Here is a 25,008-nt window from a genome sequence, read left to right as displayed (position 1 = left end):
CGCGGCGCGGCGGATCTCGGGACACACCCGGCATGACGGTGGTGGTTTGGGTTGAGGTAGTTGAACAAAACCGATGCGCGCGATCCTGCTCCTCGCCCTGCTACTCGCCGGCTGTTCGGCCGGCGAGCCGGTGCGCCAAGGCGGGATCGTCTCGCTCAACCCGTGCGCGGATCAGTTGCTGCTGGCGCTGGTCCCGCCCGAGCGGATCGCGGCAATCAGCCATTATTCGCAGAACCCGCGCGCTTCCTCGATCCCGCTGGAGGTCGCGGAACGCTTCCGCACCACCGCCGGCACGGCGGAGGAGGTCATCGCCCTGGCGCCCGACCTCGTCGTCGCCACCAGCTTCACGCCGCCGGCCACGCGCGCCGCCTTTGAACGCGCGGGCCTCAACACCTTGTACCTCGATTCACCCGTCACGATCGCGGCCAGCCGCGCGCAGATCGCGCAGGTCGCGGCGGCGGTCGGCGCCGCGGATCGCGGCCGTGCGCTCGACGCCCGCATCGCCCAGGCGCTGCAAACCACAGAGCGGCGCGGGCGGCGCCCATCCGCGTTGTTGTTCATTGGCGGCGATCTGGCGAACGGCGATGGCACGTTGCTGCACGAGATGATGGCTCATGCCGGGCTGCGCGATGCGGCGGCCGATTACGGGCTGGCGATGACGGGCCGCTTGCCGGTGGAGACAATCGTGGCTGATCCGCCTGCGGTGATCCTTTCCCCCGATCAGGGTGGGCGTACGGCCGCCACGCGGCGGAGCCTGCTCGCCGCGAGTGGGGCACCCACGCGCGAGGCGGTGTTTCCCCGCAACCTGGTTAACTGTGGCGGGCCGACCATTCCAGCCGCGCTGGCGCGCCTCGCGGCCATTCGCCGGAGCCTCGGCGCATGAGCCGCTCGCGCCTGAAGCTCGCGCTCCTGATGCTGGCCGTGCTGCTATTCGTCGGATCGCTGATGGCGGGCAAGGCGTGGGTGCCGGTTGACGCATGGTGGTCGGGCGATCCGCGCTGGATGATCATTGCCGAGCTGCGGCTGCCGCGCGCCTTACTGGCGGCGGTGCTGGGCGGCGTGCTGGGCCTGTCCGGTGCGGTGCTGCAGGGCTGGCTGCGCAACCCGCTCGCCGATCCCGGCGTGCTGGGCGTCTCTTCCGCCGCCGCGCTCGGCGCCGTCGCTGCGCTGGTGCTTGGCGTGGCGAGCCAATGGGGCGTGTTCGCAGCGGCCATGGGCGCGGCGATCGGCGCGATGGCGCTGCTCGCGGCGCTGACGTGGCGCGCGGAAAGCGCAGCGGCGTTCGTCCTCGCCGGATCGGTGCTGGCCAGCCTCGCCGCGGCGCTCACCGCGTTTCTCATCTCGATCGCGCCCAATCCTTATGTCGTCGCCGAGGTGCTCGACTGGCTGATGGGTGCGCTGACCGACCGGAGCTTCGCCGATCTCGGCTATGCCGCCCCCTTTATGCTCGCGGGGGCGGCGTTGCTGTTGCTGACGGGGCGCGGGCTCGATGCGCTGACGCTCGGGAGCGACGCCGCGCGCTCGCTCGGGATCGACCTTCGCCGATTGCAGGCGCTGGTGATTGCGGGAACGGGACTGGCGGTTGGTGCGGGCGTGGCGGTGACGGGGGTGATCGGCTTCGTCGGGCTGGTGGTACCGCACCTATTGCGTCCACTGGTCGGTGCGCGGCCTTCCGCCTTGCTGGTGCCCAGCGCGCTTGGCGGCGCCGCGCTGGTGCTCGGCGCGGATACGCTATGCCGGCTGGCGCCCGGTCCCGGCGAGGTGCGGTTGGGGGTCGCCATGGCGCTGATCGGCGCGCCCTTCTTTCTGGCGCTGCTGCTGGGTGAACGGGGGCGATCATGGGGCTGATCGCCAGCGGCGTGACCGTCAAGCTTGGTCGCCGAACGGTGCTGCGCGACGTCTCTGCCGCCTTCGAGCCGGGGCGTGTCACGGTCGTGCTCGGCGCCAATGGCGCGGGCAAGAGCACGCTGCTGCGCGCCGCCGCTGCGCTGGTGCCGATCCAGGCCGGAGCCGTGACGATCGACGGCGGCGATGTCGCGCGATTGCCCCCACGCGAACGCGCCGGCACGATCGGCTACCTTCCGCAGGATGCCGTGGTGCATTGGAACATGCAGGTCCGCGATCTGGTGGCGCTGGGCCGCCTGCCGCACGGGGATGCAGGCGCGGACGCCATCGAGCAGGCGCTAGCCGCCACGCGCACGCTGGACCTTGCTGACCGTTCGGCGCGCAACCTGTCGGGCGGCGAGCGCGCGCGGGTGCTGCTCGCGCGCGTCCTGGCGGGTGAGCCGCGCTGGCTGCTCGCAGACGAACCGCTTGCCAGCCTCGACCCGCAGCACCAGCTCGAAACACTGGAACTGCTGCGCAACGCCGCGATGGCGGGCATGGGCGTGGTCATCGTGCTGCACGACCTGACGCTCGCGGCGGCCATCGCAGACGATGTCCTGCTGCTGAAGGACGGGCAGGTGCTGGCGCAAGGCCCCGCTGAGGCAGTGATGACGCCGGACCATCTTGCCGCAGCGTATGGCGTGCGGGTCGACATGGTCGTGCGTAGTGACGGAAGGAGGATCATTCTCCCGCTCGGACCCGTCTGAGCGGCTGGCTTGAACATATAAAGATATCTTTATATGCATGCGCGTCATGCCCAGCCACGCCAAACTTGCGCCCGAGGGCGCCCGCGATGCCCTGCTCGCTGCCGCGAGCGAGCGTATTCTCGTCACCGACGGCGCATTCGGCACCGAGATCCAGAACTGGAAGCTCGGCGAGGCGGATTACGCCGGTTCGCTCGGGCTCTCTCACGATCAAAAGGGCAATAACGACATCCTCGCGCTGACGAAGCCGGAGGTGCCCGAATCGATCCACCGCGCCTATTTCGAGGCGGGCGCGGACATCGCCGAGACCAACACCTTCTCCGCCAACCGCATCAGCCAGGCCGATTATGGTGCCGAGAACCTCGTGCGCGAGATCAACATGGAAAGCGCCGCCATGGCGCGCCGCATCGCCGACGAATTCGCCGCCCGTGATGGCCGCCGCCGCTTCGTCGCCGGCGCGATCGGCCCGACCAACAAGACGCTGTCGCTGTCGCCCGACGTCAACGACCCCGGCTATCGCGAGATCGACTTCGATTACCTGAAGCAGGTGTATCGGGAGCAGACCGACGCACTGATCGAGGGCGGGGCGGATTTCATCCTGATTGAAACGGTGTTCGATACGCTGAACGCCAAGGCTGGCGTGATGGCAGCGCAGGAGGCCGCGGCGGCGTTTGGCCGTGACGTGCCGATCATGCTGTCGATGACGCTGACGGATCTGTCCGGGCGCAACCTGTCGGGGCATACGGTGGAGGCGTTCTGGCACGCCGTTCGCCATGCCAAGCCAGTGACGATCGGGCTCAACTGCTCGTTCGGCGCGCAGCAGCTTCGCCCGCATGTGAAGACGCTGAGCGAGATTTGCGACACGCTGATCATGGTCTATCCCAACGCCGGGCTCCCGAATGAGCTTGGCGCCTATGACGAGGCGCCCGAGACGACGGCGTCGCTGGTCAAGGAATGGGCCGACGCAGGTCAGGTCAACGTGCTCGGCGGCTGCTGCGGATCGACGCCGGCGCATATCAAGGCGATCGCCGATACGATGCGCGGCCTCGCCCCGCGCCGCATTCCGGTGCCGCCGGTTCGCACGCGCCTTGCGGGGCTCGAGCCGTTCACGATGGCTGCCTAGACCACGACCTCACCCACGCCCGCTCGCCCCGCGCTAGTCGAAGGGCGAGTTCCGGGCACGTGCTTCGACACGCGCAGCACGAACGGATTTTGCAAGTATCATGGCTTCTCAAGCGACCTCCTCCACCCAGTTCGTCAACATCGGCGAGCGTACCAACGTCACCGGATCAGCGGCATTCAAGAAGCTGATCATGGCGGGCGACTATGACGCCGCCGTCACTGTCGCGCTGAACCAGGTCGAAAACGGCGCGCAGATCATCGACGTCAACATGGACGAAGGTCTGCTCGACGCGGTCGAGGCAATGACCACGTTCCTGAAGCGGATCGCCGCCGAGCCCGACATCGCGCGCGTGCCGGTGATGATCGACAGCTCCAAATGGGAGGTGATCGAGGCGGGGCTGAAGTGCGTTTCGGGCAAACCGATCGTCAATTCGATCAGCATGAAGGAGGGCGAGGAGAAGTTTCTCGCCGAGGCGCGCAAGTGCATGGCATACGGCGCCGCCGTCGTCGTCATGGCGTTCGACGAAGTCGGGCAGGCGGACACCGAGGATCGCAAGGTCGAGATCTGCCAGCGCGCGTACAAGCTGCTGACCGGCATTGGCTTTCCGCCCGAGGACATCATCTTCGACGCCAACGTCTTCGCAGTGGCGACCGGGATCGAGGAGCACAACAATTACGGCGTCGACTTCATCAATGCGGTGAAGCGCATCAAGGCGAGCTGCCCGCACGTCCATTTCTCCGGCGGCTTGTCCAACCTGTCGTTCAGCTTCCGCGGTAACGAGCCGGTGCGCCGCGCGATGCATTCGGTATTCCTCTACCATGCGATTCCTGCGGGCCTCGACATGGCGATCGTCAACGCCGGTCAGCTCGACGTCTACGACCAGATCGACCCTGAATTGCGCGAGGCATGCGAGGATGTGATCCTCAACCGCCCCGCGCGGTCGCCTGACGAGACGCCGACCGAGCGGCTGACCACCCTTGCCGAGCGGTTCCGCGGGCAGAAGGGTGCCGTCGTCGACGACAAGGCGGCGATGGAATGGCGCGGCTGGCCGGTCGCCAAGCGGCTGGAACATGCACTGGTGCGCGGCATCGACGCCTTCGTGGTCGAGGACACCGAGGAAGCGCGGCAGCAGGCGGCGAAGCCGATCGAGGTGATCGAGGGCCCGCTGATGGACGGCATGAACGTCGTCGGCGACCTCTTCGGATCGGGCAAGATGTTCCTGCCGCAGGTGGTGAAGTCCGCCCGCGTGATGAAGAAGGCGGTCGCCCACCTTTTGCCCTATATCGAGGCGGCGAAGGAGCCGGGCGCCAAGGGCAAGGGCAAGATCGTGCTCGCCACGGTGAAGGGCGACGTCCACGATATCGGCAAGAACATTGTCGGCGTGGTGCTCCAGTGCAATGGCTTCGAGATCATCGACCTTGGCGTGATGGTGCCGTGGCCCAAGATCCTCGAGGCGGCGGTGGAGCATGACGCCGACATGATCGGCCTGTCGGGCCTCATCACCCCTTCGCTCGACGAGATGGTGACCGTTGCGGAGGAAATGCAGCGCGCCGGCATGACCATGCCGCTGCTGATCGGCGGCGCGACGACGAGCCGCGTGCATACCGCGCTGAAGATCGATCCGGCCTACACGGGCGCGGTGGTCCATGTGCTCGACGCCAGTCGCGCGGTGGGCGTGTGCACGCAATTGGTGTCGGACACCCAATCGATCGACTTCGTGGCGAAAACCAAGGCCGAATACGACGAGGTACGCGTCAAGCGCGCCAATGCCAGCGGATCGAACCTGGTGCCGCTGGAGACGGCGCGCGCGAACGCGTTCGTCGCGGACATGGCGCAAAAGCCGGCCGCGCCGCTTCGGCCCGGCATTCACCGTTTCGACAGTTGGAGCCTGGAGGATCTGCGCGAGCTGATCGACTGGACGCCGTTCTTCCGCTCATGGGAGCTTGCCGGCAATTACCCTGCCATTCTCGACGACGAGATCGTCGGCGAAAGCGCGCGGTCGCTGTTTGCGGACGCCCAGGCGATGCTCGACACGATCGTTGCCGAAAAGTGGCTTACCGCACGCGGCGTCGTCGGGCTATGGCCCTGCCACCGCCATGGCGACGACGTGTTCGTCCAGCACCGCCATTCGGACGATCACCGCACGCCCGACGGCGGCAGCGTGCCCGAGCATATCCGTGTGCCCGATCTCGACCGCAGCAACGAGGGCAGCCGGCGCCTGTGCTTTCTGCGTCAGCAGGTGGCAAAGCGCGAGGGCCGGCCGAACATGTGCCTGGCCGACTTCATCGATTCGCGCGGCGATTGGCTCGGCGGCTTCGCCGTCGCGATCCACGGGATCGACCCGCATCTCGCGCGCTTCAAGGCCGACACGGACGATTACAACGACATCCTGCTGAAGGCGCTGGCCGATCGCTTCGCCGAGGCTTTTGCCGAGCGACTGCACAGCCACGTCCGCACCACGCTTTGGGGCTATGCGCCCGACGAGCAGCTGACCAACGAGGCGCTGATCCGCGAGCAATATCGCGGCATCCGCCCGGCACCCGGCTATCCGGCATGCCCGGATCACACGCTGAAGCCGGAGTTGTTCGAAATGCTCGCCGACGGGACCGGCGACGTTGCCGGGATCACGCTCACCGAAAGCATGGCGATGCTGCCGACAGCAGCGGTGTCCGGCTTCTACTTCGGTCACCCTGACGCGGCCTATTTCGGCGTGGCGCAGATCGGCCAGGACCAAGTGGCGGATTACGCAACCCGCCGTGGCCGACCAAAGGACGAGGTGGAGCGCTGGCTGCGGCCGAACCTGAGTTAAGAGGGGGTGCGGTTGTCGTAGCCGGCGCCATCTCTCATCCGTCACCCCGAACTTTGCTTCAGGGTCCATCGTCCACAGAAGCAGTCTTGGCTCGCTGGGTGTCAAAACGAGTTCGGCATGACGGGGCTTCGTGAGATACTGTCTCTAGGGTAACACCGGCCGCTCCGCCGGTTAGGGGAATGGGCCGTACGCCTTGCACCGTCAGATCGTGTGCTGACGCAAGCCGGACGTGCGTTTGGAAATAGCATTTTCCGGTGGGCCGCCCGTCGGAGATGAAGTCGATCCTGGTCTTCTTAGCAACGCCTCCGGCAGCGATGATCTTCCGCAAGACGATTGCTTGCACTGGTAGCTCGGCCCGGTGGAGGCAGCTTGTGCGGGCAAAGGCAAGATGCTGGAGAAATATGACGCGGAGGAGCGCAAGCCAGGCTGCGCGGGGAATATCCGACACAGGACGCCTTCGGCTGGACCAACGGGTGACCAGCGCGATCCTGGAGCGCTATCCCGACGTGTGACCGGTGACGCCGCCCGCGGACGAACGGCGCATCAGCAACACCGCCCGCCACCACTGCCATAATGCGCCTGTTGGCGCTCCCTGAAGAACTCGGCGCGGGTCATCGGCGTCCGCTCCGGATGGTGGTCGGCAACGTGCCGGCAGTAGGTGTCATAATCGGGCAGGCCGACCATCAGCCGGGCGGTTTCCGCAAGGCGGGCAAAGAGGCTCACCGCGCCGCCCCCAGCATCGGCGGGATCTCCTGCACGCTCGGCTGCGCGATGCGGCGGGCGGCGAGGCAGGTACGCACCGTATAGAAGAGGATCGCGGCCACCACGCCCAGGAACAGCGCGCAAAGCGCCGCGTCGATCCGGTCGTTGAAGACGATCCGGCCCATTTCCGCCATCGTGGCGGCAGGCTTCAGCACCTCACCGCGCGCAATGGCGTCTGAAAACACCTGCGCATGGGCGAGAAAGCCGATCTTCGGATCGGGGTGGAAGAGCTTCATCAGCCCCGCAGTGCCGGTGCACAGCACCAGCCAGGCGGCCGGGACGATCGTCACCCAGGCGAACCGTTCGCGCTTCATGCGGAACAGCACCACCGTCGCCAGCATCAGCGCGACTGCGGCGAGCATCTGGTTGGAGATGCCGAACAGCGGCCAGAGCGTGTTCACCCCGCCGAGCGGATCGGTGACGCCCTGGTAGAGGAAAAAGCCCCAGGCGCCGACGCACAGCATCGTCGCGATCAGGCCGGGAAGAAAGCTTTTCGTCTCCTTGAAGCGGGGCGAGGCAAGCCCGAGCAGATCCTGCAGCATGAAGCGGCCGGCACGGGTGCCCGCGTCCACCGCGGTCAGGATGAACAGCGCCTCGAAGAGGATCGCGAAATGGTACCAGAAGGCCTTCATCCCGGGCCCGCCAAGTATGGTGCTGAAGATCTCCGCCATCGCGACCGCCAGCGTTGGTGCGCCGCCGGTGCGGCTGACGATCGTCGCTTCGCCGACATCGCGCGCAGTGTTGGCGAGTGTTTCGGCCGATATGGGAAAGCCCATGGCCGTGATCGCCGCCGCCGCGGTCACGGGATCGCCGCCGGTGATCGCGGCCGGCGCGTTCATCGCGAAATAGATGCCGGGGTCGAGGATCGACGCCGCGATCAGCGCCATCATCGCCACCGCGCTTTCCATCAGCATGGCGCCATAGCCGATGAACGGCGCGTCGCCTTCGCTGGCGATCAGCTTGGGCGTGGTGCCGCTGGAGATGAGCGCGTGGAAGCCCGACACGGCGCCGCAGGCGATGGTGATGAACAGGAACGGGAACAGCGGACCCGCCCAGACCGGGCCAGCGCCAGTGAACGCGAACTCGGTCAGCGCGGGCATCCGCAGCGGCGGGGCAAGGACCGCGATGCCAATGGCGAGCGCAGCGATCGCGCCGATCTTGAGAAAGGTCGACAGGTAATCGCGCGGTGCGAGCAGCAGCCATACCGGCAGCAGCGAAGCGATGGCGCCATAAGCGATCAGGCCGAAACACAGCTGCACCGGCGTCAGCGTAAAGATCGGGCCCCAATAAGCGCTCTCCGCGACGCTCTGCCCGAATATGATCGCCGCGATCAGCCCGATGAAGCCGATGATCGATACCTCGCCGATCGCGCCGGGGCGGAGCCAGCGGGTATAGGCGCCCATCACCATGGCGAGCGGCACGGTGGCGATCACGGTAAACAGCCCCCAGGGGCTTTCCGCCAGCGCGCGGACGACGATCAGCGCCAGCACGGCGAGGATGATCACCATGATCATGAAGGCCCCGACCAGCGCGATCGTGCCGGGAATCGCGCCCATTTCCATGCGGACCAGTTCGCCCAGCGACTTGCCGTCGCGCCGCATGGAAATGAACAGGATCATGAAATCCTGCACCGCCCCCGCCAGTACCACGCCGGCCAGGATCCACAGGGTCCCGGGCAGGTAACCCATTTGCGCGGCGAGCACCGGCCCCACGAGCGGGCCCGCGCCTGCGATCGCCGCGAAATGGTGTCCGAACAGGACACGCCGGTCGGTGGGAACATAGTCCAGCCCGTCGCCGCGGCGAACCGCCGGCGTCGGCCGGGAAGGATCGATGCCAACCACGGCGCGCGCGATGAACAAGGCGTAATATCGGTACGCGACGAGATAGACGGAGACCGCCGCCGCCACGATCCACAGGGCGTTGACCGGCTCCCCGCGAACGGTCGCGATCACGCCAAGGCTCGCGGCCCCGACGAGCGCCAGCGCAATCCATGGAAGATGCCGCGTCATCACCAATCCCCTTCGCGCGTCGCCTTGATGCACCGCCCCGTAGTGCATGGCACGGCCGGCCGCCAGCGCGGCTCCCTGCACAATGCATTGATTGCCGGCGGGAACCCTCCTGTGGGTTCCGGCGATTGGGGGCAGTATTGGAAAACGGCGCGGGAGACGTAGCATGGCGGAAGCCACCTGGGGCGATGCACTCGACCCTTCGATCGATTGGAAGATGAGCGCGTCGCTGGAGGATGTGACGCGCGGAAGCGAAGCCGTGCCCGAAGTCACCAATCTGGAAGCAGCCGTACGCGCATGGCAGGAGCTGGAAGGCGACATGAAGGGCGCCGCCGTGCTGACGCTGGAGCGGCCGGTTCATCTGGACGGCGGCATGCCTCTCGACAGGTTCGTCGGCGACGCTATCGGCGATCTCGCGCGACACCTGCCGGCCTGAGCGGCGTGGAACATCAGAGCAAAAGGAAGTAGTGATGGCGAACAGCCAGTTGGAGATCGATACCAGTTCCGTCCTCGACAATATCGAGGCCGAACTCGTGGAATTCACCGGCGAGGTGGACGGCGACGATTACGAGTTCGCCGTGCAATATGATCTGCTGGAGGCGCTGAGCGGCGATCGGCCGGACGGCGACGCCGCGGATATGTTCAACCGCTTCATCGATCAGGTGACCGAGGCGGCATTGTCCGCGCTCAGCCGCAATTCGGACGCGAACCCGATCGTCGTAAGCGAGTCGGATCTGGAATAGCAGCGCTCGCACGTTGCGTGATCAAACGCTGCCGTGCAGGCTGGTTCATGAAGCGGCGGGTTCACCACGCATTCGGCGCCCGGGCTCGCCGGTGCGTGCGGGCTGGCGGGGCTGAACGGTGGTGACTGGCGGCATCCGTCGGCCGCACGGCGGCTTCGCCGGGCCGGTGAAGCGATCAATCACCATCGCCGGCCATCCCACCTCGATCAGCCTGGAGCCTTTGTTCTGGCAGGCGCTGGAACAGGCGGCGGCCGCACGCCATTTGCCGCTCTCCGCGCTTGTTGCGGAAATCGACGCTGTCCGCATCGGAGCGCCCGATCCTCCCAACCTCGCCAGCGCGCTGCGGACGTGGCTGCTGAACGACATCATGCATGCGAAAGATGATAATCGCTCGCAACAAGGTTGACACGGGGAGGGGCGGCAGCGCAACGGGCTCTCGCGCTTGAAAGGGGGCGGCGGCGACAATCGACCGTTCCGGGCGCTCCCCGGGGTCGCTGATGGCGGCACGCCGGGGCAGCGTCGGCGCGTCATTTGCCCGTGGGAAGCCTGCTCATGCTGATCGCCGTTCCGGATGTCCTCGATGCGGAAGAACTCGCCCGCCTGCGGCGGATCATCGACGCTGCCGAATGGGTCGACGGCAATGTCACGTCGGGTCACCAGTCCGCACTGGCCAAGCGGAACGAGCAACTGCCCGAGGAAGGCGCCGCCGCGCGGGAGGCCGGGCGGATGGTGCTGGATGCGCTTGGCCGATCGCCGCTGTTCTTTGCCGCGGCCCTGCCGCTCAAGGTCTTCCCCCCGCTGTTCAATCGTTACGGCGAGGGGCAGACGTTCGGCACGCATGTGGACAATGCGATCCGTATCCAGCGCGGCAGCGACTTTCGCATCCGCTCGGACATCTCCTGCACGCTCTTTCTCGCCGATCCGGCGAGCTATGACGGCGGCGAACTGGTGATCGAGGATTTGTTCGGGGAACAGCGCGTGAAGCTGCCCGCCGGGCATGCCGTCGTTTATCCCTCCTCCAGTCTCCATCGCGTGACGCCGGTGACGCGCGGCACGCGTGTCGCCTCGTTCTTCTGGCTGCAATCCATGGTGCGAGCCGATGCCGATCGCCGCATCCTCTTCGAGCTCGATCGCAGCATCCAGTCCGTCGCCGCGGATCGCGGGCAGGATGATCCGGCCGTTATCCAGCTGACGGGCGTATACCATAATCTGCTGCGCCGCTGGGCGGACGCCTGAGGCGGGCGGGATTTAACTTCCGGCGGCCTGCACTCCAGCCCGCGGATTTCCTTGCGCGCACTTTCCCGCTAGCGCGTTCCTGTCGATCCGTTCAGGAACCCGACAGCGAAACGGATTACGCACGGGGCCGGCCAGTGCCCCCGGTAGGCGTTAGAGAAAGAAGGAAGCCGCGATGTCCCAGACGGAAACGTTGATCGAAACGCCAGAGGGGCGTGGCCCACAGCGCGTCGATCGCCGCGCCTTCTTCGCCACCACCATCGGCGCCGCGACGATCGGGGCAGGCGCGCTGGCGCTGACGGCGGCGCCCGCTGCCGCGCAGGCGGTTGTCAGCGAAGTGGATGTGCTCAATCTCATCCTCAACGTCGAATATCTGCAGGCCAATCTGTTCGCGGTGGCGACGGGCGGCACGGTGCTCGCCGCCGCGGATATCTCGGGCAGCGGCACGGCCGGGGCGGCGTCGGGCGCGCGGGCGGTTTCGTTCAGCGATCCGATCCTCGCCGCCGTCGCACGGGAGATGGCCGCGGATGCGCTGGCGCATGTGCGCTTCCTGCGCTCGTCACTGACGTCCAATCTCGTGGTCGCACAGCCGGCGATCGATCTGGGCGCCTCGCCGACGGGCGCGTTCAGCACGCTGGCGCGCGCGGCCGGCCTGGTGGGCAACGGCCAGGCGTTCGATCCTTATGCCAACGACGACAATTTCCTATTGGCGGCGTTCATGGTGAAGGATGTGGCCGTCACGGCCTACACTGGCATCATGGACTCCCTCACCACCGCCTCCTTTGTCGAGGCGGTCGGCGGTATGATGTCGGTGGAGGCGCACCACGCCGCGGCGCTGCGCGCGATGCTCGCTCGCAAGGGAATCGCCACGCTGGCATTGGTGGACGCAAGCGAGGCCATCTCCAATGCCCGCGACGCGCTGGATGGCGCGACCGATCTCGATCAGGGCGTCCGGCCGGGCACGTCGGCTTCCGGTGCCGCGATCGCCAATATCGCACCGCTGAACGCCAACGGGCTCGGGATCAGCCGCTCGCGGCAGCAGGTGCTCAACTTCTTCTATCTCAACAGCGGCACGGTGACGACCGGCGGCTTCTTCACCGCCGGGGTCAACGGCACGATCAAGTCCACCGCGACGAGCTGAGGCGACGCGCGCCTCGCCCGTTCCCTTGTTTCCAGGATCATTCGCCATGACCGATCACGACAATTTGCCTCAGTCGCCCGCTGCCACCGGCACCGATCGCCGCGCCGAGCGTCGCCGTTTTCTCCAGCTTGCCGGGGGCGCCTCCGTTGCCGCCGGCGGGCTTGCGCTCCTGTCCGCCTGCGGGGGCGACGATGATGATGGCGATCCGACGCCCAATCCGTCGCCGTCGCCAACGCCGAGCCCCACCTCCAGCACCAACGCCGATCGCCAGTCGATCAACTTCGCGTTGCAGCTGGAATATCTCCAGGCGCAATATTTCAGCTACGCCACCACCGGTGCCGGCGTGCCCGCGGATCTTCTGACCGGCACGGGCACGGCCGGCGTAGTGACGGGCGGGGCGGCTGTGACCTTTGCCGATCCGTTCATCGCCGCCTGCGCCCGCGAGATCGCGGCCGACTCGCCGCGGCGGATCGCTTTCCTGCGCGGCATCATCACGGCGGACGCGGTGGCGCAGCCGGCGATCAACATCTCTGGCGCCGCCAACGGCCCGTTCTCCGTCGCGCTGGAGGAGAGCTTCGATCCTTATGCCAATGACGAGAACTTCCTGCTCGGCGCATTCTTCCTGCAGGATGTCATTGTCACGGCGTACAAGGGCCTGCAGCCGCTGATCGCCGTCGCGGCCACGCGGCTCGGTTTCTACGGGCTGCTCGCCGCGCAAAGCTATCACGCCGGGCTGATCCGCATGGAATTGTATCGCAATCCCGCCTTGCGCGAACGCGCCGCCCGCTTCAGCGACAAGCGCGACGCGCTGGATGGCGCCGGTGATCTCGATCAGGGCGTTACGGCAGGCGCCGCGGCGAACATCTCGCCTGCCGATGCCAATGGCATCGCCTTCAGCCGATCGACCCCGCGCGTGCTCAACATCCTGTATGCGAACACGAAGTCCGTACCGTCGGGCGGCTTCTTCCCGGCGGGCCTCAACGGCGATCTGAAGATCAGCGGGGGCAGCTGACCCGCGGCGGGTTTACCGCACGCGGCGAACGGCGTAGAACGGCCACATCCCCGGGGGACCGCTGACGGCGGTTGAGAGGGGGGCACGAGCCCCCGACCCGCTGAACCTGATCCGGTTGACACCGGCGGAGGGAGGGAGCGGCGCGCCACCACCGGCAATCCGTCTTTCGCTCTTCGGCACATGGAGAGTGAAGAACATGGCCGACGTAGATTCCCCCATCGAAGCCGCCCGCGCCGCCATCGGCGTTACCACCGGCCCGATCCGCGGCAGCCGCAAGATCCACGTCGGTCCGCTCAAGGTCGCGATGCGCGCGATCGATCTGGAGCCGGGCTGCGGCGAGCCCCCGCTCAACGTCTACGACACGTCGGGCCCGTACAGCGACCCGAACGCCCGCATCGACATCAACGCCGGCCTGCCGCAGCTACGCCGCGAGTGGATCATGGCCCGCGGGGACGTCGAGGCGTACGACGCGCGCGAGATCCGCCCGGAGGACAACGGCCAGCTCGGCCCGGACCGTTCGGGCGGCGTCCAACCTTTCCCCAACGTCGTGAAGCGCCCGCTGCGCGCCAAGCCCGGCGCCAACGTCAGCCAGATGCACTACGCCCGGCGCGGCATCATCACGCCCGAGATGGAATATGTCGCCACGCGCGAAAATCTCGGCCGCGAGATGCTGCGTGAGTATGTCCGTGACGGCGAGAGCTTCGGCGCGGCGATCCCCGATTACGTGACCCCCGAATTCGTGCGGGACGAAGTCGCCCGCGGCCGCGCGATCATCCCCAACAACATCAACCACCCCGAATCCGAGCCGATGGCGATCGGCCGCAACTTCCTGGTCAAGATCAACGCCAACATCGGCAATTCCGCCGTCGCATCGAACGTCGCCACTGAGGTGGACAAGCTCGTCTGGTCGATCCGCTGGGGCGCGGACACGGTGATGGACCTCAGCACCGGTCGCAACATCCACGACACGCGCGAATGGATCATCCGCAACTCGCCCGTGCCGATCGGCACCGTGCCGATCTACCAGGCGCTGGAGAAGGTCGGCGGCATCGCCGAGGACCTGACGTGGGAGATCTTCCGCGACACGCTGATCGAGCAGGCCGAGCAGGGCGTCGACTATTTCACCATCCACGCCGGCGTGCGCCTGCCGTACGTGCCGCTCACCGCCAAGCGCGTGACCGGCATCGTCAGCCGCGGCGGCTCGATCATGGCGAAATGGTGCCTCGCGCATCACAAGGAGAGCTTCCTCTACGAGCGGTTCGACGAGATCACCGAGATCATGAAGGCCTATGACATCGCCTATTCGCTGGGCGACGGCCTTCGCCCCGGTTCGATCGCCGACGCCAATGACGAGGCGCAGTTCGCCGAGCTCTACACGCTGGGCGAGCTGACGCACCGCGCCTGGGCGCAGGACGTGCAGGTGATGATTGAGGGCCCCGGCCACGTGCCGATGCACAAGATCAAGGAGAATATGGACAAGCAGCTGGAGGTGTGCGGCGAGGCGCCCTTCTACACGCTCGGGCCGCTCACCACCGATATCGCGCCCGGCTACGACCATATCACGTCAGGCATCGGCGCGGCGATGATCGGTTGGTACGGCACCGCGATGCTCTGCTACGTCACGCCCAAGGAGCATCTCGGCCTCCCCGATCGCGACGACGTGAAGGTCGGCGTCGTCACCTACAAGCTCGCCGCCCACGCCGCCGATCTCGCCAAGGGGCACCCCGCGGCCAAGATGCGCGACGATGCCCTGTCGCGCGCCCGCTTCGAATTCCGCTGGCGTGATCAGTTCAACCTCAGCCTCGATCCCGACACGGCGGAAAAGTACCACGACCAGACGCTGCCGGCGGAAGGCGCCAAGACCGCGCATTTCTGCTCGATGTGTGGCCCGAAGTTCTGCTCGATGAAGATCACGCAGGAAGTCCGCGACTTTGCCCGGCTGCAGAACCAGGGCAGCGAAGGCTTCATCGCCACCGCAGAGGCCGAAGCCGGCATGGCAAAGATGAGCAACGTCTACGAGGAAACCGGCCGCGAGCTCTACATGGGCGCCGGGGATCGCGAGCACGACTGACGCCGCCCGGCACGCCACCTACTCTCCTGTACCCGCGGCCGATCAGCCGCGGGTACAATCATTTTGGGGGTCACGCCCGGCGGATGCTCCGCTACCCTGACCGGCGAAATCGGGTGGGATTGCGTGAGGTTTGATGACTCCCGGAGTTGAGGCGCTGACGGAAAAGGAGAAGCAGACGCTTCGCCTGCTCCTCGCCGGGCACGACGCCAAGTCGATGGCGCGGCACTTCGATCTATCGGTCCATACGATCAACGAACGCCTGCGCGATGCGCGGCGCAAGCTCGCCGTTTCCAGCAGCAAGGAAGCGGCGCGGCTGCTGCGCGAGGCGGAGGGCGGCACCCCCCAAAACATCGGGGACGCAGCATTATGGGCTGCGTCGCCCGGCCACGATCAACACCATGAACCTCAATCCCCACCATCGCCGCGACGGTCGCGAGCAGTTGGTTGGGCGATCGGAGGAACCGCCATGATCTCACTTGCTGCCGCCTTGCTGGCCGTGACCAGCCCCACCACCCAGCCCGCGGATCAACCTGCGCCGGCCGCGACCGCTCCGCTGACCGAGTCCGAGGGCGTCAAGGCCGCCCGTGAATGGCTGGAGCTTGGCGACGCCGCGAACTGGCGCGACAGCTACGCCGCTACCACGCAATCTTTCCGCACCGCCAACACGCTTGAGAACTGGCAGTCTGCCGCGGAAAAGGTACGCTCGCCGCTTGGCCGCGTCGTGTCGCGCACGTTGATCAGCGATATGGACACGCCAGCCCCGCCCAATGGCTATCGCACCGTCCAGTTCCGCACCGATTTCGCCAGCAAGAAGGGCGCGATCGAAACGATCGCCCTGAACCGAGAAGGCGGAACCTGGAAGGTCGCCGGCATCTACGTCGACTGACGCGCCGGCCGTCTGATCTACCGTACAGCCGGGTCGCTGCTCGCAGCGGCCCGGCGCCATCCTCAATAATGATACCGGCACTGCGCGATCTCCAGCGTCTGCGCCTCGCCGCTGCCGCTCACCCGATACACCAGTCGATGCTCGCGGTTGATCCGGCGAGACCACCAGCCGGTCAGATTCCCACCGAGCGGCTCAGGCTTGCCGGTGCCGCGAAATGGATCCCGTTGGCATTCCTTGATCAGCGCGTTGACGCGCTCCAGCCCGCGCCGGTCATCACCCTGCCAGTGCAGGTAATCTTCCCACGCCGTCGACCAGAAAGTGAGCTTCACGGCTCGATCAGTTCGCGCTCGATCCCTTCGCCCGCGTCGAGGCCGCGGATCGCTTCCAGCAGGCGCTCGGCGTTGCGCGGTGATTGCAGCAGGTAGAGCGTCTCCTCGATCGACGCCCATTCGCTTGCGGAGATCAGCACCGCCCCTTCGCCCTTCTGGCGCGTGATCGCGATCGGTGCCTTGTCGGCGACGACGCGGTCCACCAGCGACTTCATGTTGGCGCGCGCTTCGGAGATGCTGATAGACTGCATAAACGCGAATGTACGCATCTACGTACAATTTGCAATGGGCGCACGAGGTCTGCCCGTGCAGTAGGTTTCAAGCCGGCATCACAAGCACATGTTCTTTTGGCTTTCCCTTGATCAGCCTCCCCCGGCTGCCTCATCGTTGCGCGGCAGGGGAGGAGGCACCCGCCCCAACTGTGTTAGGGCAATCGCCATGCATCACGAATCCCCGCTCGAAACGCTCGCCCACACACCTGTCACCCCCGATCAGAGCGCGCCCGACGGCGTCAGCCATCCGCCTTATGCCTTTATCGCGTTGGCGGCGCTGGCAGGCGCTGTGCTGATCCTGACACTATTGGGGGCGACGATCGCCCGGGGTGCGCAGTTCAACTTCGATCACGCTATCATGCTGGCGCTGCGAACCTCCGGCGATCTGTCGACCCCGATCGGCCCGGCGAAGCTGCAGGCTGTCATGATCGATTTCACCGCCCTGGGCGGCGGCACAGTGCTGACGCTGGTCACGGTGCTGGCGACGGGCTTTCTGCTGGCGAGCCGCCATTTTCTCACCGCGGCGCTCGTCTTCGGCGGCACGGTTACCGGTTCGACCCTGATCTACCTTGGCAAGCACCTTGTCGGGCGCGAACGACCGGCGCTGGTGGATCATCTCGTGGAGGTGTCCTCCGCCAGCTTTCCCAGCGGCCACGCCGGGAACAGCGCCATCGTGTATCTGACGATCGCGCTGACGGTGATGCAGATCGTGCCACGCCGCACTGCGCGATGGTACCTTTTCGCCGCCACCATCGCGCTGGTGCTGCTGATCGGCGCGAGCCGCGTCTATCTGGGCGTCCATTGGCCGAGCGACGTGTTGGCGGGCTGGAGCGCCGGGGCGCTCTGGGCGCTGTCGTGGTGGGCGCTCGGCGCCTGGCTGCGGCTACGCCACGCGCGCCGCTAAAGGCCTGTCCTACAAGGCCTTCTCCGTGCCATCCGCATCCGCATTGAACATAAGGAGAACATGTGATGCGGGTGCTGGTAGAGCGTGCAATCGACGCTGATGGTCATGTCCTGCCGGGCAAGGCGCGGGGGCGGGGCCGCAGCGTCAGCGTGAACCTCGCCGAGTCGCCTTTGTCGTGGCTCGGCGCGCGGGGCCTGCTCGATGTGCGGCAGATCGCCGCTGGCGAGCGGTTGCGCGCCGATTACGAACGCGCCGCGATCGGTCCGGCGGTAACGATGCGCTGGTCTGCCCGCGTGGACGGCGGGGCGGGGCCGGGGCTGGAGCCCGGCGCGGCCCATCTCGCCGCCAAGCGCCGGTTCGATGCGGCGGTCACGGCAGTGGGGCGCGGCCTCAACGATGTGCTGTGGCGTGTGGTATGCGCCGGCGAAGGCCTGCCGACGGTGGAGAAGTCTCTGGGCTGGCCCACGCGCTCCGGACGCCTGGTGCTGACCATGGCGCTGGACCGGCTCGCCGACCATTACGGGCTCGGGTGAGCCCCCATTCATCTGAGCCTGTCGAAGGACATGCCACGGCCGTTCGGCCATCGGCCACTCTCTTCGACAAGCTCGGCGCATCGAAGCGGTAAGTGGACGATCGCCCCGCCGAAACCGAACCTCACACGCATTTTCCTTCATGCTATGCGCAAGGTTTGTGAAGTTTCGCAGCGCGCACGGTCTTCGCAGGGGCGGCTCGACACGCACCGGAGGGCACATCATATGGTCGGCATGCGCTTCGACATCACCAAATGCCACGGCTCCGGCAATGACTTTGCCTTGATCGACGCCCGCGACATCGTGCTGGCGGATGGGGAGTGGGCGCAGGTCGCGCGCGCGCTCTCCTACCGCGCCGGCCCGGTGGGCGGGGACGGCATCCTGCTGCTCACGGGGGGCGATGACCGTGCCGCCTTTGGGATGCGGATCTTCAACGCCGACGGCTCGGAGCCGGAAACGTGCCTCAACGGCCTGCGCTGCGTGGCGCGTGCCGGGCTGGAGGCGACGGGTCAGCGCTCAGCGGTCGCGCGGCTGAAGACGAGCCATGCCGAGGTCGCGCGTGACGATGATCTTGCCCCCGGCGTCTATACCGTGCGGGAAACCGCGGGCCCGGCGAGCTTCGACGTGCGCGACTGGCCGTTGACGGGCGAGGGCATCCGCATCGTCGACGCGGTCATCGCGCGGCTGTCGCCCGACCTGCGCTTCACTGCCATCGCCATGCCCAACCCGCATCTGATCGCCTTTGTGGACGCGGTGGACGAGGCCGAGCTCGTCCGCATCGGCGAGATTTGCGAGGGGGCGCCTGCATGGCTGCCTAACCGTGCGAACGTCTCGTTCATCGAGGTGCGCGAAGGCGGCGAACTCTACGTCCGCACGTTTGAGCGCGGCGTTGGCCTCACCAATGCGTGCGGCAGCGCGATGGGGGCGTCGACTTTTGTCGCGGGGCTGACGGGGCGCTTGCCGTTCGACCGGACAGTGACCGTGCGCAATCGTGGCGGCCTGGTGCGCGCCTCCGCCAGCGAGGCGGGAATGGTGACGCTGAGCGGCAATGCAACGGTTGAATGGACGGGGCAGGTGTCAGTCGATCTGTCGCAAGCCCGGGCCGACGATTTGGTGGTGACCAGCCGGCATGAAGATGAAATCGCGGCATGGGCGGGCATCTAGGCCGTGCACAACCGGCGCTGCCGATAAGCGCGGCGGTAATAGGCGGTAGCCGCCGCCCGTTCCTGAACGTCGCCGGGGTGGGTTACGATCCCGGCGGCGCTCACCACGTTCTGCCTCAGGCGCCCGCTGCCTTCAGCGCCTGCTCCACCTGCGGCCAGCTTGCCGCATCCAGCTTATCGCCGTTCAGGATAAAGGTCGGCGTGCCCGTCACTTCCTTGTCGCGCATCGCGACTTCGGAAACCTTGGCCAGTTCCTCGATCCGCTTCGTATCGGTCAGGCACTGGCGCGCCTGTGCGTCGGTGAGCCCACGCTGTTTCACGAAATCGAGGTAGCCGAGGTGCTCGACCCAGGCGGTGGCCTGCTGCGCCGGGCTCATGCCCTGCAGTCGCTGCTGGAAGTCAGCCGGCACGCTTTCCAACTTCTGGAGGAACTGATCCTGCTCGACGAACATCTGCTCGAGGATCGGGAAGAACGGCGTCTCGCCGGCGCACTGGCCCAGGATCGCCACGCCAAGGTCGGGCGCGTGAACCAAAAAGTCGCGGAACTCGTAACTGACCTTGCCGGACTTGATGTACGTGTCTTCGAGTGGGCGGGTGCCGGTGCGGCCGAAATTGCCGCACGTCGGGCAGGTGCGCGAGCCATATTCGACCAGCTTCAACGGCGCGTTCGGATTGCCCATCACGAAGCCGCCGTCGGAAGTCGTGGAGACAACCTGCGTCCAGTCCTGCCCGGCCGGCGCCGGTGCGGCAGCGATGGAGTTCGGTGCGGCGGCGTTGGTGTTGCCGCTTTCGCCGCACGCGGCCAGCATCGCAAGCGCGCAGGCGAGGAGAGGGGTGGACGCGGCAAAATGCAGTTTCATGCTATCACTCCGTATCGATCACTTGGCGCCGGCGGCGCGCAGCATGGGTTCCAGCCCGGACCAGTCGGTGTTCTGGATCACCTTGCCATTCAGTTCAAAACTCGGGGTACCGCCGATCTTCCCCTGCATCGCTTGGGCCACCTGCAGCGTTTTTGCGACGTTTGCCTCGTTGGCGAAGCAGGCGGTGATCGCCGCGTCCGTCATCCCGGCGGTTTTCGCGATAGCGCTCAATCCCGCACCATCGGCCAGCGTGCGCATCACCTGCGCCTGCGGCTTGCCAGCGGCTGCCTGGCCGGAAGTCTGGTCAAAGGCAACCGCAGTCTTCAGCCACTGCTCCTGCCGGTCGAACAGCAGCTCGTGCAGCTTGGGGAAGCGGGCAGGGCCGGAGCAGCGCGCCAGCGTTGCGGCGACCAGATCATAGCGGTCGTGAATGGCGCTGCGCACCTCCATGCTCGTGGAGCCCGACGCGATGAGCTTGCCCTTCAGCACCGCTGCCGAATCGCGGGCGAAATGCGCGCAGTGCGGGCAGGTGTAGCTGACATATTCGATCAGCTTCACCTTGGCGGCGGGATTGCCGATGACATAGCTGCCCGACGGCGCCAGCCTAGCGGTGGCCGTCCACGGCTTTTGCGTGGCCGCCGTCAGCGGCGCAGCAAGGGCGAGAGCGGCGAACGCGAGTAGCTTCTTCATTTGACGATAGGTAATCCACTGGAGGCACCGACGCTGGCGGCAAGCGCCTCCAGCACCGCCTTGAGTTCAGGGTCTTCGATGGTCTTGAGGCTCTGCCCCAGTTCCACCGGCACGGGGCGAAGTCCCGGCGTCGGGCGCGGCTTGGGCCGGGGTGCCAGATCCCCTTGTCGGATCGCGACCTTGGCAACGGCGGGATAGCCGAAGAACAGGTTCACCCGCTCGATGACCTCCGGCACCACATGCTGGATCATCACGCCATGGGCGCTGCGCACCATCAAGGTCAGCGTGCCATCCTGCTTCTTGCCCACCGGAAATTTGATCGATTCGGGGGCGCTCGCCGCGGCGAGCTTCTCGCCGACGATTTCGGGCCAGCGCGTGACGATCGAGGATTGCACGAAGCCGAAACGGCGGAATGCCGCGCCGCCGACGCTGGGCAGCAGCTCGGATACAGGCCGCGAACGGTTCGACCGCGCGGGTTCCGGCTGTGATTGGGACGCTCGCACCCGCTTGCTCATCTGGCGCCCCATGCCATAGCCGGGGCGTGGACGCCAAGCGCTCGATCGCCGACAAGCTGCTCGACTGGTACGATCGGCATGCCCGCACGCTTCCGTGGCGGGCGCCGCCTGGCGTGCGTGCTGACCCGTATCGGGTCTGGCTGTCGGAAGTGATGCTTCAGCAGACAACCGTTGCCACCGTGCGGCCGCGATTCGAAGCATGGGTGTCGCGCTGGCCCGACGTTGCTAGTCTCGCGGCAGCGGACGAGGCGGAGGTTATGGCCGCTTGGGCGGGGCTCGGCTATTATGCGCGTGCCCGCAACCTCGTACGTGCCGCACGCGCGATCGTCGCGGATCACGGCGGTCACTTGCCGGATACGGAGGCGGCGCTTCGCGCGCTACCGGGTCTTGGGGACTATACCGCTGCGGCTGTCGCGGCGATCGCATTTGGCCAGCGCGCGGTCGTGATCGACGCCAACGTGGAACGGGTCGTCTCGCGCCTGTTCCGCGCCGCCGGAAAGCCCGCCGTGCGCGCCGCTGCCGAACAGATCACGCCCGATCAGCGCGCCGGTGATTTTGCGCAAGCCATGATGGATCTGGGCTCCGCCATCTGCTCGCCGCGCAAGCCCAAGTGCCTGCTGTGTCCGCTGGCGGACGACTGCGCAGCGCACCGGGCCGGCGAAGAGGAAGCTTTTCCCGTGAAGCCGGCCAAAAAGGCGCGACCCGCACGTTTCGGCACCATCTTCTGGCTGGAGCGCGAGGTGCCGGTGGAGTCGCAGGCTGGGGCCACGGACCGGGAGGTGCTGCTTGTTCGCCGACCATCAAGCGGGCTGCTTGGCGGGATGCGCGCGCTTCCGACCGGGCCATGGGAGGCCACGGCGCCCGGGCTTGCGGAAGCCCCGGCCGGCGCCGATTGGACACTTTTGAACCATGTCGTCGGCCATGGCTTTACGCATTTCACGCTTGAACTCGCGCTTGCCGTTGCGCGCTGCGACGCGCATTCAGCGCTGGCTGAAGGCGAGTGGTGGCCGGTCGATGATCTTGCTTCCGCAGGTTTGCCGACTGTTTTTGCAAAGGCCGCTAAGGCCATAGGGAGGATGCGATGAGAACGCACTGGATTGGCGGCACCGCGGTGCTTCTGGTGTTCGCGGCAGGCATTGGTAATGCTCAGCAGGCACGCCCGGCATCGCAGCCCCGGCCAACTGTTCAGCCCGCGCCTCAGGCCCAACCTGCAGCTGGGCCCGCCGCTGCGGCATCCGTGGGCAACCCGCTACTTCCGGAGACGCAGAAGCTCTTCAACAATCTCGTCGAAACCGGAAAGATGCCGGGCATCGTCGCCGCGTTCGGCGTCGGCGACATGCCAACGCAATATGTGGTGGCGGGGCGTATCGCCGATGGCGCGCAAGCGCCCTCCGCTGGCCCGGACAGCCTGTGGCGGATCTACTCCATGACGAAGCCGATCACCGGTATCGCCGCCATGCTGCTAGTCGAGGATGGAAAGATCAGCCTGGACGATCCGATCAGCAAATACTTCCCCGCGTTCGCCAATATGCGGGTGCTGACCAGCCCGGATGCGTCGCTCGACAGCGTGCCGGCCAAGAACCCGATCCTCATCCGTCACCTTCTCACGCACTCGGCGGGCCTTGGCTACAACATCAGCGCCAAGGGCCCGTTGCTGCAGGAATATGAGCGGCGCGGTATCGTGCCGGTGCAGGTGAATAGGCAGACGGAGGCCAAGGCGCGCACGACCCGGCCGACCAGTCTTGCGGAGTTCGCGAACCGCGTGGCTTCCGTGCCGCTGATCGCCGAGCCAGGCACCAAATGGCATTATTCGATCGGCCTCGATGTGATGGGCGCAGTGATCGAGAAGGCGAGCGGCATGCCGTTCGACCGCTTTGTGCAGACGCGACTGCTGGATCCGCTGGGTATGCGATCCACGTACTGGAGCGTGCCGGCGAGCGAGGTCGGGCGGCTTTCCACCAACTACGTCTTTGTCGGCGACAATCGCGCACCGATCGATCCGGGTGCGACATCGGTTTACCTCACGCCGCCCAGCTTTCCTTATGGCGGGGCTGGTCTGGTCTCCAGCGCGCGCGATTATGACCGCTTTCTTCACATGCTGGCCAATGGCGGCACGCTGGATGGGCGCCAGGTAATGAAGGCGGAGACGGCGGCGCTCGCCATGTCCAACCTGCTGCCGCCGGGCGTCACTTTCGGCGGAATCGGCGAGGGCACGGGTGGCGCCATGTCGGCCCGCATGGGCTTTGGCGCGGGCGGTTCGGTCTATCTTCAGGATGCCCCGGGCGGCACGCCATCAAAGGGTACGTTCGGCTGGGGCGGTGCCGCGGGCACGATCGCCTGGGTCGACCCAGTGAAGAAGGCGCGAGGGACGGTGATGGTGCAATATTTTCCGGCGGAGCAATGGGGCTTGCGGCAAAGCGTGCCTGCCGCCCTTGCGCGCGACCTCCAGCGGCTGACTGCACGATGATCGTGCCGGGTTTCACCGGCGGCACGCTGAGCCGCGTCGCCGATCATCGCAACGATGCAGAGGCTTTTGCTGCCGCGATGGGCGACTGGCGCGCGCGGCTGCTGAAGCTCGACGGCTATGATCCCGAGATCACCGAGGAAGGCCGCCTCGGCTGGACTATGGTGACGGAGGCGCCGGACGATGCGCATATCGTGCTGCTCGGCTTCGATGAGGGCCGTCCGAGGTTCGCCGCTGCGCCAGAGGGCGTACCTGCCCCGCCGCTGCGCTCACCCGCGCTGTTTCGGGCGCTCGATCAACTCGCGCCGGGCGAGGCAGCCACCTATGCGATGGCGCGCGCTGTGCTCGATTGGAATGCCCGGCATCGCTTCTGCGCCAATTGCGGCACGCTGACCGACTCCTTTCGCGCCGGCTGGGGGCGGAAGTGCGGGAATTGCTCCACCGAACACTTCCCGCGCGTCGATCCCGTCGTCATCATGATCGCGGAGCATGATGGGCGCGCCCTGCTAGGCCGCCAGCCTAGCTGGCCGGCCGGCCGCTACTCCGCGCTCGCGGGCTTCCTGGAGCCGGGCGAATCGATCGAGGAAGCGGTGGCGCGCGAAATCCAGGAGGAGGCCGGCGTGCGCGTTTCCGACGTGCGCTACATCGGCAGCCAGCCCTGGCCGTTCCCGTCGCAGCTGATGATCGCCTGCGTCGGGATCGCCGAGGATGATGCGATCACGCTCGACCAGAATGAGCTCGAAATGGCAGGCTGGTTCACCCGCGATGAGGTGCGTGCCGCGCTGGCGGGAGACGGCCCGTTCGTTGCGCCGCCCACCTACGCCATCGCGCATACGCTGCTGACGCTCTGGGCCAACGAGGCCTGATCGCTCGCCCGCCTTCCCGGCTCTTACCGGGAAGGCGGCCA

Annotated in this window: 26 protein-coding genes and 1 riboswitch; of the genes, 19 read left to right on the top strand and 7 right to left on the bottom strand. The window is 66.7% G+C overall.

Annotation, left to right across the window (positions count from 1 at the left end):
- Nucleotides 1-73 precede the first annotated feature (73 nt).
- The 5 genes from SPMU_RS10045 (at nt 74) to metH (ending at nt 6,520) form a co-directional block, all read left to right on the top strand.
- Nucleotides 74-883: an ABC transporter substrate-binding protein gene (locus SPMU_RS10045; protein WP_088333767.1), complete on the top strand. Its 810-nt coding sequence runs from the start codon at nt 74-76 to the stop codon at nt 881-883.
- A complete protein-coding gene (locus SPMU_RS10040) occupies nt 880-1,848 on the top strand; it encodes a FecCD family ABC transporter permease (protein ID WP_088333766.1) in 969 nt (322 codons plus the stop codon). The genes SPMU_RS10045 and SPMU_RS10040 overlap by 4 nt, the downstream gene beginning before the upstream one ends.
- Nucleotides 1,839-2,591, top strand: a complete 753-nt coding sequence (locus tag SPMU_RS10035) for an ABC transporter ATP-binding protein (RefSeq protein WP_088333765.1) — start codon at nt 1,839-1,841, stop codon at nt 2,589-2,591. The genes SPMU_RS10040 and SPMU_RS10035 overlap by 10 nt, the downstream gene beginning before the upstream one ends.
- 46 nt (nt 2,592-2,637) lie before the next feature.
- Nucleotides 2,638-3,711 carry a homocysteine S-methyltransferase family protein gene (locus SPMU_RS10030; protein WP_088334084.1) on the top strand — a complete coding sequence of 358 codons (1,074 nt, stop codon included), beginning with the start codon at nt 2,638-2,640 and terminating at the stop codon, nt 3,709-3,711.
- A 100-nt stretch (nt 3,712-3,811) separates the two neighbouring features.
- Nucleotides 3,812-6,520 carry a methionine synthase gene (metH, locus tag SPMU_RS10025; protein ID WP_088333764.1) on the top strand — a complete coding sequence of 903 codons (2,709 nt, stop codon included), beginning with the start codon at nt 3,812-3,814 and terminating at the stop codon, nt 6,518-6,520.
- Nucleotides 6,521-7,063: 543 nt separating this feature from the next.
- Here the strand turns inward: metH and SPMU_RS10020 are convergent.
- Together SPMU_RS10020 and SPMU_RS10015 are read right to left on the bottom strand one after the other, a co-directional pair.
- A complete protein-coding gene (locus SPMU_RS10020; RefSeq protein WP_088333763.1) occupies nt 7,064-7,243 on the bottom strand; it encodes a YbdD/YjiX family protein in 180 nt (59 codons plus the stop codon).
- Complete coding sequence (locus SPMU_RS10015; protein ID WP_088333762.1) at nt 7,240-9,291, bottom strand: carbon starvation CstA family protein; 2,052 nt, start codon at nt 9,289-9,291, stop codon at nt 7,240-7,242. The genes SPMU_RS10020 and SPMU_RS10015 overlap by 4 nt, the downstream gene beginning before the upstream one ends.
- A 163-nt stretch (nt 9,292-9,454) precedes the next feature.
- On the opposite strand from SPMU_RS10015, the gene SPMU_RS10010 reads away from it, so the two are divergent.
- The 8 genes from SPMU_RS10010 to SPMU_RS09975 all read left to right on the top strand — a co-directional run bounded on the left by SPMU_RS10010 (nt 9,455) and on the right by SPMU_RS09975 (nt 16,374).
- Entirely contained in the window at nt 9,455-9,724 is a 270-nt protein-coding gene (locus SPMU_RS10010; protein ID WP_088333761.1) for a hypothetical protein, read from the top strand.
- A 34-nt stretch (nt 9,725-9,758) separates the two neighbouring features.
- Nucleotides 9,759-10,031 (top strand): hypothetical protein, encoded by a 273-nt coding sequence (locus SPMU_RS10005; protein WP_088333760.1) that lies wholly within the window; start codon nt 9,759-9,761, stop codon nt 10,029-10,031.
- A gap of 121 nt (nt 10,032-10,152) precedes the next feature.
- The gene (locus SPMU_RS10000; RefSeq protein WP_245833038.1) at nt 10,153-10,437 is read left to right on the top strand and encodes a ribbon-helix-helix domain-containing protein; all 285 of its coding nucleotides are present in this window, start codon (nt 10,153-10,155) and stop codon (nt 10,435-10,437) included.
- A gap of 146 nt (nt 10,438-10,583) precedes the next feature.
- Entirely contained in the window at nt 10,584-11,267 is a 684-nt protein-coding gene (locus tag SPMU_RS09995) for a Fe2+-dependent dioxygenase (protein WP_088333759.1), read from the top strand.
- Nucleotides 11,268-11,439: 172 nt separating this feature from the next.
- Nucleotides 11,440-12,405 (top strand): ferritin-like domain-containing protein, encoded by a 966-nt coding sequence (locus tag SPMU_RS09990; RefSeq protein WP_088333758.1) that lies wholly within the window; start codon nt 11,440-11,442, stop codon nt 12,403-12,405.
- 46 nt (nt 12,406-12,451) lie between these two features.
- Complete coding sequence (locus tag SPMU_RS09985) at nt 12,452-13,417, top strand: ferritin-like domain-containing protein (protein WP_088333757.1); 966 nt, start codon at nt 12,452-12,454, stop codon at nt 13,415-13,417.
- A 47-nt stretch (nt 13,418-13,464) separates the two neighbouring features.
- A riboswitch (TPP riboswitch) is annotated at nt 13,465-13,554 on the top strand.
- A gap of 59 nt (nt 13,555-13,613) precedes the next feature.
- Nucleotides 13,614-15,488, top strand: a complete 1,875-nt coding sequence (gene thiC, locus SPMU_RS09980; protein ID WP_088333756.1) for a phosphomethylpyrimidine synthase ThiC — start codon at nt 13,614-13,616, stop codon at nt 15,486-15,488.
- Nucleotides 15,489-15,621: 133 nt separating this feature from the next.
- Entirely contained in the window at nt 15,622-16,374 is a 753-nt protein-coding gene (locus SPMU_RS09975; RefSeq protein ID WP_088333755.1) for a helix-turn-helix domain-containing protein, read from the top strand.
- Nucleotides 16,375-16,436: 62 nt separating this feature from the next.
- On the opposite strand, the gene SPMU_RS09970 is transcribed toward SPMU_RS09975, so the two are convergent.
- Both SPMU_RS09970 and SPMU_RS09965 read right to left on the bottom strand, forming a co-directional pair.
- Nucleotides 16,437-16,703 carry a Txe/YoeB family addiction module toxin gene (locus SPMU_RS09970; protein ID WP_088333754.1) on the bottom strand — a complete coding sequence of 89 codons (267 nt, stop codon included), beginning with the start codon at nt 16,701-16,703 and terminating at the stop codon, nt 16,437-16,439.
- Nucleotides 16,700-16,972, bottom strand: coding sequence for a type II toxin-antitoxin system Phd/YefM family antitoxin (locus tag SPMU_RS09965; protein WP_245833036.1), 273 nt, complete (start codon nt 16,970-16,972; stop codon nt 16,700-16,702). Before SPMU_RS09965 ends, SPMU_RS09970 begins: the two co-directional genes overlap by 4 nt.
- A 169-nt stretch (nt 16,973-17,141) precedes the next feature.
- Between SPMU_RS09965 and SPMU_RS09960 the strand changes: the two genes are divergently transcribed.
- The 3 genes from SPMU_RS09960 (at nt 17,142) to dapF (ending at nt 19,573) form a co-directional block, all read left to right on the top strand.
- Nucleotides 17,142-17,879, top strand: coding sequence for a phosphatase PAP2 family protein (locus SPMU_RS09960; RefSeq protein ID WP_088333752.1), 738 nt, complete (start codon nt 17,142-17,144; stop codon nt 17,877-17,879).
- A 65-nt stretch (nt 17,880-17,944) separates the two neighbouring features.
- Nucleotides 17,945-18,412, top strand: coding sequence for a DUF6456 domain-containing protein (locus SPMU_RS09955; RefSeq protein WP_088333751.1), 468 nt, complete (start codon nt 17,945-17,947; stop codon nt 18,410-18,412).
- Nucleotides 18,413-18,643: 231 nt separating this feature from the next.
- Nucleotides 18,644-19,573, top strand: a complete 930-nt coding sequence (gene dapF, locus SPMU_RS09950) for a diaminopimelate epimerase (protein WP_088334082.1) — start codon at nt 18,644-18,646, stop codon at nt 19,571-19,573.
- A gap of 115 nt (nt 19,574-19,688) precedes the next feature.
- Here the strand turns inward: dapF and SPMU_RS09945 are convergent, their stop codons facing one another.
- The 3 genes from SPMU_RS09945 to SPMU_RS09935 are packed head-to-tail and all read right to left on the bottom strand — an operon-like array spanning nt 19,689 to nt 21,637.
- Nucleotides 19,689-20,432: a thioredoxin domain-containing protein gene (locus tag SPMU_RS09945; protein WP_088333750.1), complete on the bottom strand. Its 744-nt coding sequence runs from the start codon at nt 20,430-20,432 to the stop codon at nt 19,689-19,691.
- Nucleotides 20,433-20,450: 18 nt separating this feature from the next.
- Nucleotides 20,451-21,122: a thioredoxin domain-containing protein gene (locus SPMU_RS09940; protein ID WP_088333749.1), complete on the bottom strand. Its 672-nt coding sequence runs from the start codon at nt 21,120-21,122 to the stop codon at nt 20,451-20,453.
- On the bottom strand, nt 21,119-21,637 hold the full coding sequence (locus SPMU_RS09935) for a DUF721 domain-containing protein (protein ID WP_169715682.1): 519 nt from the start codon (nt 21,635-21,637) through the stop codon (nt 21,119-21,121). Before SPMU_RS09935 ends, SPMU_RS09940 begins: the two co-directional genes overlap by 4 nt.
- Nucleotides 21,638-21,663: 26 nt before the next feature.
- Between SPMU_RS09935 and SPMU_RS09930 the strand changes: the two genes are divergently transcribed.
- From SPMU_RS09930 to nudC, 3 genes are read left to right on the top strand one after another with little or no spacing between them, the layout of a single operon-like run.
- Nucleotides 21,664-22,722, top strand: a complete 1,059-nt coding sequence (locus SPMU_RS09930) for an A/G-specific adenine glycosylase (RefSeq protein WP_425442167.1) — start codon at nt 21,664-21,666, stop codon at nt 22,720-22,722.
- Nucleotides 22,719-24,104 (top strand): serine hydrolase domain-containing protein, encoded by a 1,386-nt coding sequence (locus tag SPMU_RS09925; RefSeq protein ID WP_088333747.1) that lies wholly within the window; start codon nt 22,719-22,721, stop codon nt 24,102-24,104. The genes SPMU_RS09930 and SPMU_RS09925 overlap by 4 nt, the downstream gene beginning before the upstream one ends.
- Nucleotides 24,101-24,967 (top strand): NAD(+) diphosphatase, encoded by an 867-nt coding sequence (nudC, locus tag SPMU_RS09920; protein ID WP_088333746.1) that lies wholly within the window; start codon nt 24,101-24,103, stop codon nt 24,965-24,967. Before SPMU_RS09925 ends, nudC begins: the two co-directional genes overlap by 4 nt.
- The last annotated feature ends 41 nt before the right edge of the window (nt 24,968-25,008 follow it).

Origin of the sequence: Sphingomonas mucosissima (assembly GCF_002197665.1) — a bacterium.
GTDB classification, from domain to species: Bacteria; Pseudomonadota; Alphaproteobacteria; order Sphingomonadales; family Sphingomonadaceae; genus Sphingomonas; species Sphingomonas mucosissima.
Note: the sequence above shows the minus strand (reverse complement) of the source record. Positions and strands in the feature narration are given on the sequence as shown.